Origin of the sequence: Aureimonas sp. OT7 (assembly GCF_014844055.1) — a bacterium.
GTDB classification, from domain to species: domain Bacteria; phylum Pseudomonadota; class Alphaproteobacteria; order Rhizobiales; family Rhizobiaceae; genus Aureimonas; species Aureimonas altamirensis_A.
In genome coordinates, this window is record NZ_CP062167.1 from 3,932,108 (window position 1) to 3,949,318 (window position 17,211).

The 17,211-nt window shown below is 59.4% G+C and carries 23 protein-coding genes and 1 tRNA gene; 9 read left to right on the top strand and 15 right to left on the bottom strand.

What is annotated here, in order from left to right; genetic code table 11:
* Complete coding sequence (locus IGS74_RS18790) at window positions 1-453, top strand: low molecular weight phosphatase family protein (RefSeq protein WP_052195029.1); 453 nt, start codon at window positions 1-3, stop codon at window positions 451-453.
* Between the two features lie 13 nt (window positions 454-466).
* On the opposite strand, the gene yihA is transcribed toward IGS74_RS18790, so the two are convergent.
* Genes yihA through rpmH form a run of 4 tightly spaced genes read right to left on the bottom strand, consistent with a single transcriptional unit; the run spans window position 467 to window position 3,455 of the window.
* Window positions 467-1,105, bottom strand: a complete 639-nt coding sequence (gene yihA, locus IGS74_RS18795) for a ribosome biogenesis GTP-binding protein YihA/YsxC (RefSeq protein WP_039195427.1) — start codon at window positions 1,103-1,105, stop codon at window positions 467-469.
* A 6-nt stretch (window positions 1,106-1,111) separates the two neighbouring features.
* The gene (gene yidC / locus IGS74_RS18800) at window positions 1,112-2,914 is read right to left on the bottom strand and encodes a membrane protein insertase YidC (RefSeq protein ID WP_192391886.1); all 1,803 of its coding nucleotides are present in this window, start codon (window positions 2,912-2,914) and stop codon (window positions 1,112-1,114) included.
* Window positions 2,915-2,917: 3 nt separating this feature from the next.
* Window positions 2,918-3,289: a ribonuclease P protein component gene (rnpA, locus tag IGS74_RS18805; RefSeq protein ID WP_246722708.1), complete on the bottom strand. Its 372-nt coding sequence runs from the start codon at window positions 3,287-3,289 to the stop codon at window positions 2,918-2,920.
* A 31-nt stretch (window positions 3,290-3,320) separates the two neighbouring features.
* Window positions 3,321-3,455 (bottom strand): 50S ribosomal protein L34, encoded by a 135-nt coding sequence (rpmH, locus tag IGS74_RS18810; protein ID WP_039195429.1) that lies wholly within the window; start codon window positions 3,453-3,455, stop codon window positions 3,321-3,323.
* Window positions 3,456-3,720: 265 nt separating this feature from the next.
* Here rpmH and IGS74_RS18815 point away from each other — a divergent pair, with 265 nt between their 5' ends.
* The 6 genes from IGS74_RS18815 (at window position 3,721) to IGS74_RS18840 (ending at window position 7,369) form a co-directional block, all read left to right on the top strand.
* Window positions 3,721-5,166 (top strand): HAMP domain-containing sensor histidine kinase, encoded by a 1,446-nt coding sequence (locus IGS74_RS18815; RefSeq protein ID WP_192388201.1) that lies wholly within the window; start codon window positions 3,721-3,723, stop codon window positions 5,164-5,166.
* A gap of 96 nt (window positions 5,167-5,262) precedes the next feature.
* A tRNA-Arg gene (locus IGS74_RS18820) sits at window positions 5,263-5,339 on the top strand.
* A 198-nt stretch (window positions 5,340-5,537) separates the two neighbouring features.
* Window positions 5,538-5,822, top strand: a complete 285-nt coding sequence (locus IGS74_RS18825) for a hypothetical protein (RefSeq protein ID WP_192388203.1) — start codon at window positions 5,538-5,540, stop codon at window positions 5,820-5,822.
* Window positions 5,823-5,841: 19 nt separating this feature from the next.
* On the top strand, window positions 5,842-6,111 hold the full coding sequence (locus IGS74_RS18830) for a hypothetical protein (protein WP_192388205.1): 270 nt from the start codon (window positions 5,842-5,844) through the stop codon (window positions 6,109-6,111).
* Between the two features lie 369 nt (window positions 6,112-6,480).
* Window positions 6,481-6,678: a hypothetical protein gene (locus tag IGS74_RS18835; RefSeq protein ID WP_192388207.1), complete on the top strand. Its 198-nt coding sequence runs from the start codon at window positions 6,481-6,483 to the stop codon at window positions 6,676-6,678.
* 76 nt (window positions 6,679-6,754) lie between these two features.
* Window positions 6,755-7,369, top strand: coding sequence for a hypothetical protein (locus IGS74_RS18840; protein ID WP_192388209.1), 615 nt, complete (start codon window positions 6,755-6,757; stop codon window positions 7,367-7,369).
* A 32-nt stretch (window positions 7,370-7,401) separates the two neighbouring features.
* Here the strand turns inward: IGS74_RS18840 and IGS74_RS18845 are convergent, their stop codons facing one another.
* The 11 genes from IGS74_RS18845 to IGS74_RS18895 all read right to left on the bottom strand — a co-directional run bounded on the left by IGS74_RS18845 (window position 7,402) and on the right by IGS74_RS18895 (window position 15,267).
* Window positions 7,402-7,644, bottom strand: a complete 243-nt coding sequence (locus tag IGS74_RS18845) for a hypothetical protein (RefSeq protein ID WP_192388211.1) — start codon at window positions 7,642-7,644, stop codon at window positions 7,402-7,404.
* Window positions 7,645-7,983: a hypothetical protein gene (locus IGS74_RS18850; RefSeq protein WP_192388213.1), complete on the bottom strand. Its 339-nt coding sequence runs from the start codon at window positions 7,981-7,983 to the stop codon at window positions 7,645-7,647.
* Window positions 7,980-10,031, bottom strand: a complete 2,052-nt coding sequence (locus IGS74_RS18855) for a phage tail tape measure protein (protein WP_192388215.1) — start codon at window positions 10,029-10,031, stop codon at window positions 7,980-7,982. Before IGS74_RS18855 ends, IGS74_RS18850 begins: the two co-directional genes overlap by 4 nt.
* Before the next feature lie 15 nt (window positions 10,032-10,046).
* Window positions 10,047-10,202 (bottom strand): hypothetical protein, encoded by a 156-nt coding sequence (locus tag IGS74_RS18860; RefSeq protein ID WP_192388217.1) that lies wholly within the window; start codon window positions 10,200-10,202, stop codon window positions 10,047-10,049.
* Window positions 10,203-10,311: 109 nt separating this feature from the next.
* Window positions 10,312-10,482: a hypothetical protein gene (locus IGS74_RS18865; protein ID WP_192388219.1), complete on the bottom strand. Its 171-nt coding sequence runs from the start codon at window positions 10,480-10,482 to the stop codon at window positions 10,312-10,314.
* A complete protein-coding gene (locus IGS74_RS18870; RefSeq protein ID WP_192388221.1) occupies window positions 10,479-10,922 on the bottom strand; it encodes a hypothetical protein in 444 nt (147 codons plus the stop codon). The genes IGS74_RS18865 and IGS74_RS18870 overlap by 4 nt, the downstream gene beginning before the upstream one ends.
* The gene (locus tag IGS74_RS18875) at window positions 10,922-11,467 is read right to left on the bottom strand and encodes a hypothetical protein (protein WP_192388223.1); all 546 of its coding nucleotides are present in this window, start codon (window positions 11,465-11,467) and stop codon (window positions 10,922-10,924) included. Before IGS74_RS18875 ends, IGS74_RS18870 begins: the two co-directional genes overlap by 1 nt.
* Window positions 11,464-11,799 (bottom strand): hypothetical protein, encoded by a 336-nt coding sequence (locus IGS74_RS18880; protein ID WP_192388225.1) that lies wholly within the window; start codon window positions 11,797-11,799, stop codon window positions 11,464-11,466. The genes IGS74_RS18875 and IGS74_RS18880 overlap by 4 nt, the downstream gene beginning before the upstream one ends.
* A gap of 992 nt (window positions 11,800-12,791) precedes the next feature.
* The gene (locus tag IGS74_RS18885) at window positions 12,792-14,237 is read right to left on the bottom strand and encodes a primase-helicase family protein (protein ID WP_192388227.1); all 1,446 of its coding nucleotides are present in this window, start codon (window positions 14,235-14,237) and stop codon (window positions 12,792-12,794) included.
* A gap of 46 nt (window positions 14,238-14,283) precedes the next feature.
* The gene (locus IGS74_RS18890; RefSeq protein WP_192388229.1) at window positions 14,284-14,610 is read right to left on the bottom strand and encodes a hypothetical protein; all 327 of its coding nucleotides are present in this window, start codon (window positions 14,608-14,610) and stop codon (window positions 14,284-14,286) included.
* Window positions 14,611-15,075: 465 nt separating this feature from the next.
* A complete protein-coding gene (locus IGS74_RS18895) occupies window positions 15,076-15,267 on the bottom strand; it encodes a helix-turn-helix domain-containing protein (protein WP_192388231.1) in 192 nt (63 codons plus the stop codon).
* A 98-nt stretch (window positions 15,268-15,365) separates the two neighbouring features.
* Between IGS74_RS18895 and IGS74_RS18900 the strand changes: the two genes are divergently transcribed.
* A complete protein-coding gene (locus IGS74_RS18900) occupies window positions 15,366-15,809 on the top strand; it encodes an Arc family DNA-binding protein (protein ID WP_192388233.1) in 444 nt (147 codons plus the stop codon).
* On the top strand, window positions 15,796-16,992 hold the full coding sequence (locus IGS74_RS18905) for a site-specific integrase (protein ID WP_192388235.1): 1,197 nt from the start codon (window positions 15,796-15,798) through the stop codon (window positions 16,990-16,992). The genes IGS74_RS18900 and IGS74_RS18905 overlap by 14 nt, the downstream gene beginning before the upstream one ends.
* The last annotated feature ends 219 nt before the right edge of the window (window positions 16,993-17,211 follow it).

The following is a 17,211-nucleotide window of genomic DNA, read 5'->3' on the forward strand; positions in this document are numbered from 1 at the left end:
ATGACGCCGGGCACCACCCTCCCCCGCTCCATCCTGTTCGTCTGCGGCATGAATTCCATTCGCTCGCCGATGGCCGAGGTCCTGGCGCGCAGCCTCCTGCCCGGCACCGTCTACATCGCCTCGGCGGGGGTCAAGGACGGCCAGCCGGACCCCTTCGTGGATGCGATCCTGCGGGAAGAAGGCTTGCCGCCCGTCAGCGCACCGCCCCGCCGCATGGACGATATGGAGGATGGGTTCTTCGACATGATCGTCACGATGTCGCCGGAAGCGCATCACCATGCGCTGGAGCACACCGGTGCCGAGGCCGTGACGATCGAATTCTGGCCGATGCCCGATCCGTCGGCCACCACCGGCAGCCGCGAGCAGATCCTCGATGCCTATCGCGATGTGTTCCACCGGATAGAGGCGAAGGTTCGCGACTTGCGGGCCCGAAGCCTGGCCTCCCCCGCCTGAGCGCGGCGACCGGTCAGTCGACGAAGGATTCGATGGCCTCCTGCACCTCGGCAAGGCCGACGCCCTTTTCGGACGAGGTGGACAGGATTTCGGGATAGGCGGCGGGCCGCTTGCGGATCGCCTCCTGCGTCGCCGCCATCAGCTTGGGCAGCGCCAGGGCGGAAATCTTGTCGGTCTTGGTCAGGACGATCTGGTAGGACACGGCGGCCTTGTCCAGAAGCGCCATCACGTCGGCGTCGTTCTTCTTGATGCCGTGGCGGGAGTCGATAAGCACGAAGACGCGCTTCAACGAGGCGCGGCCACGCAGGTAGTCGAAGACGAGGCGCGTCCAGGCATCGACATGCTCCTTCGGCGCCTTGGCGTAGCCATAGCCCGGCATATCCACCAGTGCCACCGGCGGCAGGTCATCCGCGCCGCCGGAATAGCCGTCCGGCACGAAATAGTTGAGCTCCTGCGTACGGCCCGGCGTATTGGACGTGCGCGCCAGCCCCTTCTGGCCCAGCAACGCGTTGATCAGGGAAGACTTGCCGACATTCGAACGACCGGCAAACGCCACCTCGGGCGGGCCTTCCGGCGGCAGGAACTTCATGGCAGGCACGCCGCGGATGAACACCCACGGCCGCTTGAAGATCAGGCTGGTCTCTTCGGCCACGCTCCGTCAGGCCTCCGAGCCTTTTCGTCGGAACACACCGCGAAGATTGTCCCACAGCTCGATCTTGGCGCCGTTGCGTTTCATGATGACGGATTGCTGGATGATCGACAGGAAGTTGTTCCACGTCCAGTAGATCACCAGACCGGCGGGGAAGGACGCCAGCATGAAGGTGAACAGGATCGGCATCCAGGTGAAGATCATCTGCTGGGTGGGATCGGGCGGCGTCGGGTTCAACTTCATCTGGATGAACATCGTGATGCCCATCAGGATCGGCCAGACGCCGATCATCAGGAAGTGCGGCAGCGTCAGCGGAATGAGGCCGAAGAGGTTGAAGATGCTCGTCGGGTCCGGCGCGGCCAGATCCTGGATCCAGCCGAAGAAGGGCGCGTGCCGCATCTCGATGGTGACGTAGAGCACCTTGTAGAGCGCGAAGAAGACGGGGATCTGCACCAGCACGGGCCAGCAGCCCGCGGCAGGGTTGATCTTCTCCTCCTTGTAGATGCGCATCATCTCCTGCTGCTGCTTCATCCGGTCGTCGGCGTATTTCTCGCGCAGCTCCATCATCAGCGGCTGCACGTTCTTCATCTTCGCCATCGACTTGTAGCTCTTGTTGGCGAGCGGGAAGAAGACGAGCTTCAGCATGACGGTCACCAGCAGGATGGCGATGCCGAAATTGCCGGTGAAGTTGTAGATCCAGTCGATCACGTAGAAGAGCGGACGCGTCAGGAAGCGGAACCAGCCCCAGTCGATCAGGCGGCTGAACTCCGGTATGCCGAGGCTGTCCTGGTAGCCGTCGACCAGGCTGACGACCTTCGGGCCGGCGAAGGCACGGGTCAGCAGTTCGCGGGTTTCACCGGGCTGCAGGTTGACGGCCTCGCTCAGATATTCCGACTGGTAGCGGCTGCCATTGTCGGACGAGAAGCGGAAACCGGGCTGGAACGACGCGCCGGCATCCGGAATCAGCGTCGTCGCCCAATATTTGTCGGTGATTCCGAGCCAGCCGGAATTGGTCGAAGCGGGGCTGACCCTGCCTTCTTCCTCGATCTTGGAATAGGTGACCTCGTTGAGGCCGCTTTCGCCGAGATAGCCGATGAGGCCCTCGAACACGACCCAGGCGGAGGCGACCTGCGGCTTGGAATGGCGCACGACGCGCCCGTAGGGCTGCACCGAGACCGCGGCGTCACCGGAATTGGTGATGCTGTCGGCGATGGAGAACATCGCGTTCGGATCGACCGAGATTTCGCGGACGAACGCGATGCCGCGCTCGTTGGTGTATGTCAGGCGGATCGGGGTGCCGGGCGTCAGCGTCTGGCCGTCCTCGGCCTGCCAGCGCGTCGTCGGGCCCGGCAGGGAGCCGATATCCTGCCCGGTATAGCCGAACTCGGCGAAATAGCCGTCATGGCCGGTCTGCTCGGGCGACAGCAGCACGATGGTGGGAGAGGAATCGTCCACCGTCTCGTGGTAATTCTTGAGGCGCAGATCGTCGAGGCGGGCGCCGATCAGGTTGATCGAGCCGGACAGCGAGGGCGTATCCAGAGCGACTCGGGGCGAGGCGGCGATGGCGGCCTCCCGCGTCAGCGTATCCACCTGCGGGGCGGCCTGCGGAATGCTTTCGCGGCCTGCCGGCGCCACGGCCTGTTCCTGCGGGGTGCCGGCCGGAACGGTGGGCGACTGCAACGATCCCTCCGCCGCGGTCGTCGTCGCGGCGCCCTCGTCGGTCATGCGGGGGCTGATGACGAAGAACTGCCAGCCCACGAGGACCGCGATGGACAGCACCATCGCCAGAAGAAAATTGCGGTTGTTTTCCATCATTCACGTTCCCGGTGGACGGGCCTTCTGGCCGGAACGGCCGCCCGCGTCGCCCCGCGCCACTTTTCGAAACCGTGCAGACAGCTCCGCTCCGATCCGCTCGAAGGGTGCTGCAAGAAGATCGCGGCGCGCGACGATCACATAATCGAAGCCCGGCACCATGTCAGCCCCGGAATGGACGCGGATCGCTTCACGAAGGCGTCGGCGGATGCGATTGCGCTCCACCGCGTTGCCGACTTTGCGCGTGACCGTAAGTCCGTACCGGGCCGGGGCATCGTCCGGACGTTCCAGAGCCTCGATAAAGAACAAAGGGCCGTTCAGACGACGGCCCTTGCGTGCGGCCAGAAATTCCGACCGCTTCTTGAGTCGCTGCACCACCCGGCAATGCGCGCCGGCGGCCCTGGCCTTAAGCCGACAGGCGCTTGCGGCCCTTGGCGCGGCGCGACGCGATGACGCGACGGCCACCGGTGGTCGCCATGCGCGAGCGGAAGCCGTGGCGGCGCTTGCGGACGAGTTTGCTCGGCTGATAGGTGCGCTTCATGTTGTTATTCCGCGGCGATATCCGCGGACCCCTTGGTTCGACAGGTCTCGATATAGACTTTGGCGGACGGGGCGTCGGACATGCATAAGCACTCTGACGCGGGCTGCCACCCGCTCTGGTGCGGCGCTTATGGAAAATTCGTGGACGAAAGTCAATTGCGCCTTCCTATTCTGCGGCCCGAGAGCCTAAGAAGTACGAAGGCGCGATGGCCAGTTGCCGGTACCAGGTGCGGAATCGGGCGAGGAAGGATCTGAGAGGATATTGGATGACGGGCGCCAGGGAAGAGGCGAACGCCCACCGGCCCACGCTGCCGCGCCGTCTGTCGACGCGCATCCTGTGGTTCACCATGATCTCGATCATGCTGGCCGAGGTCGCCGTGTTCGTGCCGTCCGTCTCCAAGTTTCGCCGCGACTGGCTCCACACCAAGGTCGAGACGGTGGCGGCCGCCAGCCTTGCGGCCGGACGCAGTTCGGGTGGCCCCTTCGGGCTGATGGCTCCGGAGGACGAGGCGGAGCTTCTCCATTCTCTGGGCGCGCAGCTCATCGCGGTCGAGTCGCAGGGCATGTCGCGGCTTCTGGCGCGGGCCGAGGAAGTGGGCCCCGTAGACCGCGAGGTCGACCTTGCGACCGAATCCATCCCCGCATCGATCCGCGCGGCCTTCGACACGCTTCTCTTCGGCGGCCAGCGCACCATTCGGGCCCTCGGCCCCATCGGTGACGGCACGATGACGGCGGAAGTCGTTCTCCTGGAGCAACCGTTGCGCCGGGCGATGCTGGTCTATTCGCGCAATATCTTCACCATCTCGCTTCTGCTGGCCAGCTTCGCCGGGCTTCTCGTCTACATCGCCATCAGCCGCTATCTGCTGCGGCCCATGCGCCGCATGACCGAATCGATGGTGCGGTTCCGGGAAGAGCCCGAGAACCCCGCTCGCGTCATCGTGGCCAGCAGCCGCGACGACGAGATCGGCATCGCCGAACGGCACCTGGCCGACATGCAGGGCACGCTGCAGCGGATGCTGCGCGAGCAGCGGCATCTTGCGGATCTGGGGCTCGCCGTCTCCAAGATCAATCATGATTTGCGCAACACGCTGGCCTCGGCGCAGCTTGTCTCGGACCGCCTTTCCGACATTCCGGATCCGCAGGTGCAGCGCTTCGCGCCGACGCTGATCCGCAGCCTGGACCGGGCACTGCATTATACGCAGTCGGTGCTGGCCTATGGCCGCGCGGTCGAGAGCAACCCGCAGAAGCGCGTGATTCGGCTGCGTCTCCTCGTGGACGACGTATTCGAGATGATGGCCGGGCTGGACGATCGGGTTCAGTTCGCCAACGAGGTGCCGCCCGATCTCGAGATGGAGGTGGACCCCGACCATTTCCATCGCGCCGTCGCCAATCTCGTCCGCAACGCGATCCAGGCCTTCGAGAACGATGCCGACGAGGCGCTCGTCCGCCGTGTCGTGGTGGATGCGGTGGACGTGGACGGCGAGGACGTCCGGATCGGCGTCCAGGATACCGGCCCCGGCCTATCCGCCCGTGCTCGCGAAAATCTTTTCAAGGCGTTTCGCGGCTCGACGCGCGCCGGCGGCACCGGGCTGGGGCTCGCCATCGCGGCCGAGATCGTGCAGGCGCATGGGGGTTCGATCCACCATGTCGAAGGGCACTCGCCGGGGGCGCGCTTCGAAATCGTTGTCGGCAAACGCGACAGCCGCATGTGACGCATTTTTTCGGCAGAGGGCGCTTGCTTTCGCAAAAGGGAGCGGTTAGGAACCGCTCACACCGGTTGCGGGGCCAAGCCCCTGCCAACGCCGGATGCGCCCGTAGCTCAGCTGGATAGAGCACCAGACTACGAATCTGGGGGTCAGAGGTTCGAATCCTTTCGGGCGCGCCAACGTTTTCAATAGGTTAGAGTGAAACTTGCCGTCAGGGCATGTTGCACGATGTTGCGCCCAATGTCCTTCATTTGTGGGGTTTTGTGGTGGGCATTGGCTAATGACTGCAACATGTTGTGCGACATGCCGCGAACGTCATCACCAATCATGGACGCTCTGTATGAGAATGCTTCACCAAACCGTTGGGAGGCGATTCGATGGCAGTCTATCTCGTGACATGGGACCTGAACCGACAGCGGCAGAATTACGCCGAGGCGCGCGCGCGGCTAATCCAACATCTGCAGCGCTATGAAAATATCAAAGACGACGGCTTGGACTCGGTCGTATTCGTCAGCTCAACAGCAGATGCGAATGCCGTTTGCACCGACATCCGGGCAGTGCTGGCCGACAGCGATAAGCTGGTCGTCACCAGGATGGTCGCAGGCCAACATCAGGGCTGGATGGCCCCAAATGTCTGGAACTGGATCAACGTCCGCCTTTAAGCGCAGAAGAGGCTTCACAATGTCGATATACGAAATTTTCGACCGCTATCTGAACCGTCCCACTTGGTTTAGCGGACACGATCTTGAGGACGAGGCATTCCACCGTGCCTTATCACACGTCGTAAACGACCCGAAATTCAACCCCGAGGACATGGGAAGCTATTTCCGAAGGAAAACCGGTGCTGTCGAGCGCGACGGCGGGGAGCTCGATCAAGCAATTGATGATCGTGTCCGAGATGCGTGGGCCGTTAGGGATTACCTGCAATATAAAATTCCCGACACAGACTGAGCGATCTCTACAGCGGCGCACCGACTAGATATGCGGGCGCATCGCTAAAACGGCGCTTTTGCGGCCATTTCCGACTGCCGAATAGCCGCCGTGGCTACCGCGACATTAAAGCCCTCGCTAACCAACAGTTCGACTATGATAAGTGAGGGCTTTATGCCACTAAGCGTCCGCTGAATCCGATTTTTTGCGATAATCCCTAGACGAACGACTGGGGACGCATTACTCTAAAATCGAAATATGGCTTGACATTCGAAATTCAGTCGATGCCGCCATCATAGGCTAAACGAAGATGGCCATTCGAACCTTACTTGCGCGACGCGGTAGGGTGTTTCTTTATGTCTAGCTATTTAGGTAGGTAGGAGATTGCCGATGACCGAGCAGGATAAGTTCCTCTCTCGGCTTGCAGAAGCCCGAGACGAGGGTTTGGTGGATGTGAAGTTTTTCTTCCATCCCTCGCGCGCTGTTAAGGCGCATGACATTTATGAGGGCTTAAACCAGATCGAAGAAGCAATCGCATCTGGTGAATGTGTTCGCCATTCCGGCTGGGCTGGCAATCTGCCTTCTTAACTGTTAATTAGGTAGCACTTAGGGTGTGTCGAATAGGCGGGCTAAGTCCCGCCTATTTTTATGCGGAATTTTTTGGATGATCTTCAATGCGATACGGTCCGTAGGCGACGCTGCCGCGGCGGAAATGGGTGATCCTTGCGCACCTTGCACGCTGGAAACTCTAGTCAACCTGGTAACTGCGTATACCAAGATCGATATAGTCGAATTCGTTGGCTACAATACTCCAGCGGACAACCCAATATGGGGCTCGTTTCGTCGGTTCGAGTACTTTCAACCGTACTCCGGTGAGATAACGAAGGTTGAAATTAGATACGCGAACCATCTCTCATTAGATTGGCTGCGATTCGTTGTTACGAAGGAGCTTTGCCACGCCCTCGATACCGCCAAAGGAAGCCACAGCGTTTCCGACGATGACGTTAAGCTGCTAATAACCGAGCTGTCACTAGCAAGCGTGAAGAGCTCGCCAATGAATCAACCAGTAGCGGTTTCAATGGAGAAAGTGGCTGAGGTGGGAGCGGTTGAGATTCTTATACCATACACAGTGCGAGAGAAAATACTGGCGGATGGCCCCGTGGACGAAAGTCGTATCGAGGCACTTGCACGCGAATTTCAAACGCCTGTAAGATATGTAGGTTTAGCGTTTGACCTCGACTATATGGAAATATCAAAGGATTATTTCAAAGCAACCTAGAGCGAAGTCTATAATTGCCATGTGTTGCGAGACTAACACGTTCGTGAAGCCGAAAAATGCTCGCTGAAACGCAGTCTTTTTGCCATGTCTTCCATCGCATCCGCAACTAGCGGTCTTTCCGGATCATAGGCGGCCCCAGCCAACAAAGCAGCATGATGCAGTAGCGCAAAGGCCGTTTCATCGCGTCGAAATCCATGCTTCATCACGGCGTCATGCAAAGCGCGATGGACAATCCCATCAAGGATTTGGGATCGGTTGCAGGCCGTATAATTCATCTATCCTCTCGAAATGTCAGCACAGGCACCGCCGGCGGTTCGCTGACCGCCACCGCTATTTGGCATTGCCTGAAGGGTCAGCGCTGCGGCGTGAAGGGTGCACATGGCGTCGTTCACGCCGACGGCCTCGCTCGCTGCCATAAGCTCGGCGACGACTTCCTCGGAGACACCCAGGCTGACAATGCGTTGCGCGATTACACGGCATCTCTCCTCACTGGCGGTTCGCTCCTGTCGGATTGCGGCAAGATACGATGTGAGTTGCTCGACGCTCAGCGCTCCACGCAAAGGGCGAAGCAGATTGTGAGCGGTCGCGAACTTCTGATCGCTGGTGATAGTCATTGGCCCGCCTCCCCGACACCTACCATCGAGTCACCAAGATTGGCATTCGCACGCGGACGCGACGCGGCAGTCGCGCCACCTGGTAATGGGATCCGAACGGAGGAGATCGCGGCGGCCGCATTCCTGCCAGCTGTCTCGATTGCTTGGGCCGCCTGCATCAGTGCGTTGGCGCCCGCCTGCGCCCCGTCCTGAAGCTTGCTCCCCGCATCCGCCCCGGACGTGGTAACGATTGCTCCGCTGGCCTCCATGGCCTGCCGCAGCCGGTCTGTGGACGCATCCAAATCCTCGCTCAGCGCCGGCATGTCGGTGGAGAAGCGCGGCGTAGGGACTTCGCCCGTGTTGCGAACAGCGTAGCCATCGATCGTGCCCGGGGTGGGCGGCGTTATCTTTAGCCGTGGCTCTCGGCCAGGGAGGCCGCCATCGCCGAATGCACCGCTCACGCGATCGTCGACGTCGTCCTGCTCCCGCCCGGCAATACGATCCTTACGAGCAGCACGTAATGCACCGTCATTGATCGCGTAGTCGGCCAGGTCGAAAGCACCGCCGACGATCTTGTTCCATTCGAGGAAGTTGTCGGTCCACTTCTGCAAGCGGCCAGACTCCGCCTCGGCGGTTTCCTGATCCTTGTCTACAAGGCCGATCCGTTCGGCGAGGTCGTGTCCGATGTTGACGGCGCTGCTCACCGCATTGGCGGCATTAGCAATGCGGTCGAATGTCTGCTCGAGCACGCTGTCACCGTCTCCGCCGAGATCGAGCAACTCGCTGACGGCGGTGGACAATTCGGCGACGGCCGTCTTCGCAGCGTCGAATTCCTCCATGTCGACCTTGAACCTGAAGGTCTCGATCTGGGTACCGAGTTCCTTCACCTGGTTGGTCGCGCCGTCGAGGCCTTCCTTCAGCGCCGGAAGGCCCATCAACCCGAGGTCGATGACGGTCTCGCCGATCTGGTTCTGGAACAGCCGCCAGCGAGACATCATCGTGTCGAGCTTGAGCTGATAAGACTTCTCCAAGGAGCCGGCCCAGCTGTCGGTATTGCGAGCTGCGGCGATGTTGCGATCGACCTCCTCGATACCCTCAACTACGCGCATGATCTCGTCGGACCATTCCGTGCCGAATATCTTACCGGTGACGCGGGCACGCTCGAACTTGTCGAGCTTCGCCAGATCCCCAAGGAACTTGCGCAATGCGCCCTGGGCATCGCCCTTGAGCATGTCCTTGAACTCGCCGACATCGCCGACGAATTCAGAGAACACCGCATAGGCTTCTTTGCCCAGGTTGTCCGGCGCGATCAGCCTCTGCGTCAGAGCATTTGTCATGCGGGCCGCGGTCTCAGGCCCCAGTTTCAGGTTGAGGAACGCTGCGCCATAGGCTGCCGCGTCATTGGCCGACAGGCCGAAGTTCTTGAGCGCCGCGCCGGCGTTGTCGAGATACTTGATGATATCGGATTCATCGCTGATGCCGCTATCGGCGAGCGAGTTGATGAGGTCGAAGTAGCTTTCCATCTTGGCGATGGGAATGCCGAGACCGACGTTGAACCCAGCCGCCGCATTGCCGACTTCCTCGGCTGACATGCCGAACGCATCCGATGCCTTGGCGGATAGCTCGGCGAAGTCTCGAAGATCCTCGAGCGGCAGACCGGCAGCGGCGCCGCGTTCGTACGCCGAGAGGATTTCATTCAGTGGGACTGCGAGCTCGCCGCTGGTGGCGAGGGCTCGAGCTTCGTCGCCCAACTTCGCCATCTGCTTTTCGCTGAAGCCGCCTTTTTTCTGAATCTCGGTCAAGGCGTCTTCGTAAGACGTCAGAGTCCGCAGGCCGGAGTTCAGGCCTGTAGCCGCGAGAAGTGGAGCGGCTATCCTGGCAGTCGTGGCATACATCGAGTTGGTCGTGCGTGCCGCTGCCTGCTCGAACCGCGCGGCCTGTGCCGACATCCGGTTGGCTACGGAACTTCGTTTCTCGACGCCCTTCAGTCGCCGTTCGATGCTCTCGAACGCCTTGCGGGTGCGGTCCTGTGCCGACAGGACGAGCTTGGCTTCGACTTCCCGGACCATTAGACGACCCCGCTGTTAGTACGCTTCGCCGCCAAGGGACACGAACACGTCCATGTTGGCGGTCGCAGCAATGGCGAAATGCGTGTGACGATAGATGTTGCTGAAGGCGGTGCGCTGGCTGGCCGTTGTGGCCGCGACCTTGATGTTTGTCACAGGCGAAAAGCTCTTCATGGTCAGTCCTTGGGTCGGATTGGAGGGTGGGGCCGTTGACGGACGGCAACGGCCCCTTACCACCGCGCTTTAGAGTAGGAGCCCCCGCGCGATGATTTCAGAATGATTTTCAGCGATCGCCATCACGAGCGAGTAGCTGACGCATATTCGCCGAAAGCGATGGCTTATCTTCGGATGACTTCTCAGCAGCCGGATCGCTTAGGTTAAGGAGCTTTCGCATATTGGCTGCCATACTCCCCTTGTCGGCCTGGGCTTTCGAGGCTTGACTGTCCAGTTTCATAATTTTTCTTCCTTTTCTTCCGACATGCTGAGTGAACTATGTTCCGCGATGTGGATGTACGTCGCGATCCACTCGGGGCTCATGTCGGTTTGGCAGATCAAAAGACGGAGCGACGAAAGCCAGGGACCACCATGCCCAAGCCGTTCGAACGCTTCGAGAATGGCGTCGACCCGGGCGAGAGTTTCCGCCTTGGCCTGGCCCGCCCTATCGGCAAACCGAGGATGATCGACCGGTAGATGCCCAGAGGGTGCGTTGCCGCCGATGCGAGCTTCCATCTCTATGCGCCGCTGTGCAGCCTCTGCCGCCATGCGTCGCCGCTCATCCAGCAGCTCGGCATGCTCAGCCAATAGCTCTTCGCGTTCCTGATGGACGCCTTGATCGCGGCAGGCAGATAGATAGCTCGGCTTTTCGGGACGCTTGAATGGGATTAACTTATCCATCAAGGCAAAGCCTTGTCGTGAGCAAGCACAGCGCGGGGATCTGCGTTGCCTCGACGGACTATAGGGAAGCCTGACGCTTCAGCCGCTCGGATGACGCTTTCTTCAGCCATCTCAACATCAAGCAGGTCTCGATCGAGCTGGATGAGGCTCGTTTCACGTTCATCGTCTGATATCCATTCGATGGTCTCGTAATGCTCGCGCGTTGCCCGTTCAAAGGCTTCGAGGAATAGCGGCATTAGATATGCATTGAATGTTTGCTCGACGTTGATGTGGTACGAAGGCGACCATTCGCGGTCGCAGAAATGCGACGGCGTCGGAATGAATCCATTTGACCCGCTCAAGGCAACATCGCGCATCTCACCAGCCCACTGCCTAATTCGGCCAATGGCGATATCCATCGGCGGTGAAAGAGCACGAATGCGGTCACGTTCAGCTTTCAGCGTGCGCACGCGGCTTCGCAATGTTTCGACAGCGTCGGAAAGTTCGCGTCCTGCATTTTGAGCCTTCTTCACCATCGCAGAGGCGCTACGGATCGCATCACTCATCGAACCACTCCAAGAAACCGTGCGCAGGCCGTGTATAGTTCTTGCGCTGCCTGAGCGCGCTCGCGCGCCTGCTCCTGCGCCGCACGCAGGTCTTCCAGTCGCCCGCGCAACTCATCTTGCTTTGCTTTCATGTCGGCTTTGACGCCGGGTGCCTCATTTCTAAAAGCAGTGGGATCGCTCTCCCGAACCGCTACCTGTGGGCGCAAAGTCCTCAACTCCCACTGAAGATCAGAGATAGCTGCGCTGATCTTATCGGCAGAGGCAATGCTCGCATCCCAATCTGCACGAAGGCCGGGCAGACGTGTCCTGTCGATGGTGTGTTGCGTTTCCACGAGCGTCAAATCTCCTTTAGAGCAAGATCAGACGCATCAGGGGAAATTCAAACCATGCCTTGAATTTCCCGCATCAATATCTGTGATAAGCGTTTGCTTCCAGGCATCTCAGAGCCAGTGCGGAGCATACGCCACCAGGTGGCAGCAGGCTCTGCCGATGGCGCGCTTAGCAATGTTCGCTCACGAAGCCATCGAGTGCATTCGTAGCGTTCGAAGCTGATAATCATCACGCGAGATGCAGCGCTTGGCGCCAAGTCTGCCCAGCGCTCCGCGTACAGGGTTCGAAGCATGCAGTCGCGGTCGGCCAGGGCGAGAGCGCGTTTCGCACTGACCCCACCTTGCCGGCGGAGACCTAGTTGCGCGTCAAGCGAGATTGACGCGCCGCCTTCGACCCAAGCCATTAGATCCGCTCCGACAGACCTGACGTTCGGGTCCGAGTTGGAAAGACAGCATTCCGCAGCCTTCGTCAGAGCAACAATGCGGGCAAGCGCATGATCACTCATCTGCAGCGCCAATCCAACGTGCGTACACGTGCTTTCGTGCAACCTGTGTACCGCTTTCTGAGCCATCTACTGGCGAAAATCAGGGGTCGGCCCGCCCCGTATGAGGCGCAGAACGGCGGTACGGTCCCTAAACCGGGGGCCATCCGGTCACCCGGTGGACATCCGCCTTCCGGCTGGCTAAGGTCCGCCCATGAGCGCCGTCGCCTCCGGCTGTCCGATGGCCAACCTTGTCCAACCTCGTTGATGTTTATCCGTAGGTTGGACACGCCAAAAACCCGAATGATATCAAAGGTCCTGTCCAACCGTCCAACCTGACCAACCATAAATGGGCAGTCCGTGTGCATGTGCATGCGCGCGCATGCGTATGACTTGCGTTTTAGGTTGGTCAGGTTGGACGGTTGGACAGGGCCCTTGAAATCGTTGATGAATTTTGAGCGTCCAACCTTCGTTGTGCGGCTGCTAAGGTTGGACAAGGTTGGACATTTGCCTCTACTCATCCGACCGATCCCATCTGATGGATTGGCCGAATTCAGCCTCAAAGTCGTCGCGGGCCATCGAGAGAGGCGGCAGGTCATACCCCCACAAGCGCTCAGGTCCACTCTCGTCGCTGACGGATACGTTGCGACGCGCCTTCCTCGCTCTTGGCATGAGCTTTTGAAACCTCGTCCCAAACTGAGTTTCAAAGCTTTTGCGGTGAACTCCGACCTTGTCGGCCGCGCCCAGGTAATCGTCTCGCAGCGCGCTGGCCGTGATGAAGTCAGGCCATTTCGAGTGATGTTTCGTGGGCGTGCCAGCATGCAGTCGATCAAGTAGCCAGGCGTCGATAGGCTCCAGGCTGTGAACCTTCTGTTCCAGCAGAGCCGCCGTCTTCGGTATGACCCTGACATTCACCGACGACAGATCGAAGTCGAGTAGATCCCGCAGAAGGGCCCCTCGCCCACCCGAGTCCAGTTCCTCCGCCATCTCGCCGAAGTAGGTATGGTTTTGAGCCGCATGGCCCGCAACGTCGAATATCGCGAAACGCCTCTCATCCTTCCCGGCCGGGACGACCCAGTCGTTGTTCGATGTCATGATGATCCGGAGAAAGTTGTCGATCTTGATCGGGTCAATGCCTTTGCCCTCGATCATCTGCGTAGTGGATGTGACGAGGCCCTTCAGGCGCCCCTCTGATCCCTTGTCGCCCGCCCATATAGCTTCATCGGCCTGCAACAGCAGGCAGCTCGCCATGTGGGCGTTAAAGTTGCCGGTCAGGTAACGCGGATCGTCAGCCAGCACGTAATGGTTGGAGAACAACGATCCTATGACCTCGCCAACTACCGTTTTCCCGTAACCCATGCCGCCCCGCAGAACGATGGCGGTCCCGGTCTTCTGGCGAGGCTGTTGAACGAGCTGCGCGAACCAGGCAAAAAGCCATCGGAACAGTGTCTCATCCCCATCGCAAACGTTGGTGCGAAGATGGTCGCGGAAGACGCTGTATGATCCTCCTGGGCGCGGCTGGACGGTGAAACCCGTCCACAAGTTCAGGTAGCCGTGCTTTCCCTCGGCGCCGTCTGGATTCGGAAAGAATTCGATACCTGCGAAGTCGCGCCGACCGGGATGCATCAGCCACTTGTCAGCGTAGGAGATCGAACGCTCTTTGCCCTTGTCGTCCACCCACTGGTGGCGAGCATTATGACTGAGCGCCCGGAAAGCGCTCATGGTTATCAGCCTGACGCCCTCTTCCTGTCGAGCGCCAGGCCGAAACCAGACGATCATCTCGCCCTTGCCGATGACGATAAAGGCGAACTCTCTATTCATCTCGTCAATATCAAAATTGGAGAGATGGAGAGCGCTGACGCCGGCCTCTACGAGGCTGATGCCCTGGTAATTCGATTTCATATTGCGGGTGGCGTCGGCAATAATTGCCCGTGTTCGTTCGAGCCCATCGATACTCACGATAGTTTCCTCGAAGGCGCGCTGATGCTCTGTTTAATGGGGAGGTTCATACGGAACCCCCATTGCGTCGCGCGGCTTCCTCAAAGCGAAAGCATAGCATGGCGACTTTTTCCCATTGGTCGTAAACAAGGCCGGTGAGCCGCATCGACTGAACGCTTGCGAAAGAAAGCCTATCCAACTGGGTATAAGTCACCGTCGCAGTTTTTTGCTTGCCGCAGTCCGGCAAATCATTGCTCACAAGGTGATCGACTAGACCGCTCATGCTTCGAGCATCCGCAATGACATCTTCCAAGTCGTGAAGCGCGTCGAAAACTTCATGCAGAGTAGGTACTGGCATTTCATCTGTGGATGGATTATATCCATTCGTGTCCATATCTCTCTCCTAGTCGGGATTGTGGGACCATGGCTCGGAGAGGTTGCAGCCTCTGCCGAGCCCATTTTTATCGCCATGACAATGCACCGGGCGTTGTGGTCGCATTCCGAGAAAAGTGCTTCCGAGCGTCAACCAAGGGTGGCAGGCGGTAAAACATGCACCTGCCGCGGCTTCTGATCGTCCGGAGTTTCTTCGACAACGGTATGAGCTTTCGGAGAGCGATACCAAACTCAGTTTCGAAGCTCTTGTCATCTGAACCGCCCTTGTCCGCGGCACTAAGGTAGTCCTGACGCATCAAATGAACCGCGACCATCTCGGGCCAGACTTGATGCTCTAAGGTTGGTGTTCCTGCTGACAATCGATCGTAAAGCCACTTCTCAATCGTTAGCCCGTTGTGCGACCGTCGAGCCTGAGCCGGCTGATCGAACAGGCCGATCTGGTCACAGGTTGTATCTGCCGCCCTCATCAGGCGGCGTCCATCGTGAAAAACTTTTCAATCTCACTACGCCGAACGACCCAGCGCTCCCCGACCTGACGCGCCGGCAGTTGGCCGTCACGCAGCATCGGGTAAGTTTGATGAACCGTGCGTCCCAGCAGCCGCGCTATGTTCGCAATACCCCAAACTAGGTCGAGTGACGTATCGACAACCTGCGACATCCTTAAGCCTCCATTAGCTATGCCACACGGTGTGGCATTGATAGGTGTGGCAGTAGTGTGGCATCGTTGTCAATAGCATTGTGTGTCATAGGTGCGGCATGTCTCGCGACGACCTTCATTTTCGCCTTCGAATCCCAGAAGACCTAAAAACTATGATTGCGTCGGAGGCTGATTCCGCTGGACGCAGCATGACGGCGGAAATCGTCGAGCGCCTCAGGCGCTCTTTCGTTGATCCTCGACTTCCAGACGATCTTGTAAAACGCATAGATTATGCAGCGCAGGATAAACAACGGTCCTTTGAGCAAGAAATCTTGTCTACCTTAGACAGAGCATATCCACCCGATAATATTTCTGTTTCTTTTGTTCGCGATTATCTGAAAGAAAAGTCTCTCCTAGATGGAGGTTTGGAGACTTCCCCTCACGCCAATGCTCTTAAAATACTTGATGATGCCGTCAGTGAACTTCAGTTTCGTGTAGCGCCCAAAAATCCGAGTCAGACTGACCTACTCACAGTATTGGATGACGGCAGTGAGCATTCGTAAGCGCTCTTGGACCACGCCGAGCGGGCATCTAAAGGCTGCGTGGGTCGTTGATTACTTCGATGCCGCCGGGAAGCGCCGGCTGAAAACCTTCAAGTTGAAGAAGGATGCGGACGCATTTTCGGCTCGCGCTTCCGTTGACATCCGCGACGGAACCCATGTGGCGGACAGCGCCAGCGCGACGATCGCGGAAGCTGGCAAGCTCTGGATGGCGACGGCTCGCGCTGCCGGCCTGGAGCGTGCAACGATCGAGGATTACGACCGCCATCTCCGCCTGCACATTGTGCCGCGCATTGGAACGCACCGGCTTTCGTCCTTGACCATCGCGAAGGTTCGTTCATTCGAAGACGAATTGCGGGATGATGGGCGGTCCCAAGCCATGGTCCGCAAAATTCTCGTCTCGCTAGGATCACTCGTTGCCGATGCCCAGGAACGCGGCCTGGTAGCCCGCAATGTCGTGCGAGACATGCGAGCCCGGCGCGGATCGGGAGAACGCCGGCAGGAACAGCGTCAGAAAGGCCGATTGAAGGTCGGGGTCGACATCCCTACCCGCGATGAGGTGAAGGCGCTCCTGGCCGTCCTGCGAGGGCGAACCCGGCCGCTTATTCTGGTCGCATCGTTCTGCGGCTTGCGGGCGTCCGAACTCAGGGGCCTTCGTTGGCAAGACGTGGATCTTGCCAACGGTCGAATTCGCGTTCACCAACGCGCCGATCGATACGCTGATATCGGCCGCCCGAAGTCGATTTCGGGGGAACGGACCGTGCCGGCCCCTCCGATGGTCATTACGGCGTTGAAGGAATGGAAGCTCGCCTGCCCCAAGAGTGACGCCGGCCTGGTCTTCCCGAACGGTGCGGGTAAGGTCGAGGCGCTGAACAACCTCCTTCGACGCGAGGTGCATCCTGCGTGGGTAAAGGCAGGCGTAGCGATCGATACGGGCGAGGTCGACGAGAAGGGTAACGCCATCATGGCGCCGCGCTACACGGGCCTGCATTGCCTTCGGCATTGGTTTGCCAGCTGGTGCGTGAACCGCAAGGAAGATGGAGGCCTCGGACTGCCGCCCAAATCAGTGCAAGAGCGCATGGGGCACTCCACGATCGCCCTGACGATGGACCGATACTCCCACCTGTTCCCCCGAGAAAACGATGCTGACGAAATGGCGGCCGCAGAGCGCGCATTTCTGGCCTAACTGCAACATGTCTGCGACATGGATGCCAGAAACCCTTCGTTTTAAGGCCTAGGATCGTTCTACGAATCTGGGGGTCAGAGGTTCGAATCCTTTCGGGCGCGCCATTTCAGAACAGAACTATGAACGCCGAACGCCGCCGTTTCTACGCTAGAAGCGGCGACCAGCGTTCGCAGCAATTCCGACTTTGATCCCATGATGCGAACCTCGTCGTCGGCGACC

What these genes read in the sequence shown, in the direction of transcription:
- IGS74_RS18845 (WP_192388211.1), bottom strand. Translation starts at nt 7,644, where the DNA reads ATGAATTATACGGCCTGCAACCGATCCCAAATCCTTGATGGGATTGTC.
- IGS74_RS18875 (WP_192388223.1), bottom strand. Translation starts at nt 11,467, where the DNA reads ATGAGTGATGCGATCCGTAGCGCCTCTGCGATGGTGAAGAAGGCTCAA.
- IGS74_RS18865 (WP_192388219.1), bottom strand. Translation starts at nt 10,482, where the DNA reads ATGAAACTGGACAGTCAAGCCTCGAAAGCCCAGGCCGACAAGGGGAGT.
- rpmH (WP_039195429.1), bottom strand. Translation starts at nt 3,455, where the DNA reads ATGAAGCGCACCTATCAGCCGAGCAAACTCGTCCGCAAGCGCCGCCAC.
- IGS74_RS18855 (WP_192388215.1), bottom strand. Translation starts at nt 10,031, where the DNA reads ATGGTCCGGGAAGTCGAAGCCAAGCTCGTCCTGTCGGCACAGGACCGC.
- IGS74_RS18840 (WP_192388209.1), top strand. Translation starts at nt 6,755, where the DNA reads ATGATCTTCAATGCGATACGGTCCGTAGGCGACGCTGCCGCGGCGGAA.
- IGS74_RS18890 (WP_192388229.1), bottom strand. Translation starts at nt 14,610, where the DNA reads ATGGACACGAATGGATATAATCCATCCACAGATGAAATGCCAGTACCT.
- IGS74_RS18850 (WP_192388213.1), bottom strand. Translation starts at nt 7,983, where the DNA reads ATGACTATCACCAGCGATCAGAAGTTCGCGACCGCTCACAATCTGCTT.
- IGS74_RS18860 (WP_192388217.1), bottom strand. Translation starts at nt 10,202, where the DNA reads ATGAAGAGCTTTTCGCCTGTGACAAACATCAAGGTCGCGGCCACAACG.
- IGS74_RS18790 (WP_052195029.1), top strand. Translation starts at nt 1, where the DNA reads ATGACGCCGGGCACCACCCTCCCCCGCTCCATCCTGTTCGTCTGCGGC.
- IGS74_RS18830 (WP_192388205.1), top strand. Translation starts at nt 5,842, where the DNA reads ATGTCGATATACGAAATTTTCGACCGCTATCTGAACCGTCCCACTTGG.
- IGS74_RS18825 (WP_192388203.1), top strand. Translation starts at nt 5,538, where the DNA reads ATGGCAGTCTATCTCGTGACATGGGACCTGAACCGACAGCGGCAGAAT.
- IGS74_RS18835 (WP_192388207.1), top strand. Translation starts at nt 6,481, where the DNA reads ATGACCGAGCAGGATAAGTTCCTCTCTCGGCTTGCAGAAGCCCGAGAC.
- IGS74_RS18895 (WP_192388231.1), bottom strand. Translation starts at nt 15,267, where the DNA reads ATGTCGCAGGTTGTCGATACGTCACTCGACCTAGTTTGGGGTATTGCG.
- IGS74_RS18870 (WP_192388221.1), bottom strand. Translation starts at nt 10,922, where the DNA reads ATGGATAAGTTAATCCCATTCAAGCGTCCCGAAAAGCCGAGCTATCTA.
- IGS74_RS18815 (WP_192388201.1), top strand. Translation starts at nt 3,721, where the DNA reads ATGACGGGCGCCAGGGAAGAGGCGAACGCCCACCGGCCCACGCTGCCG.
- IGS74_RS18900 (WP_192388233.1), top strand. Translation starts at nt 15,366, where the DNA reads ATGTCTCGCGACGACCTTCATTTTCGCCTTCGAATCCCAGAAGACCTA.
- yidC (WP_192391886.1), bottom strand. Translation starts at nt 2,914, where the DNA reads ATGGAAAACAACCGCAATTTTCTTCTGGCGATGGTGCTGTCCATCGCG.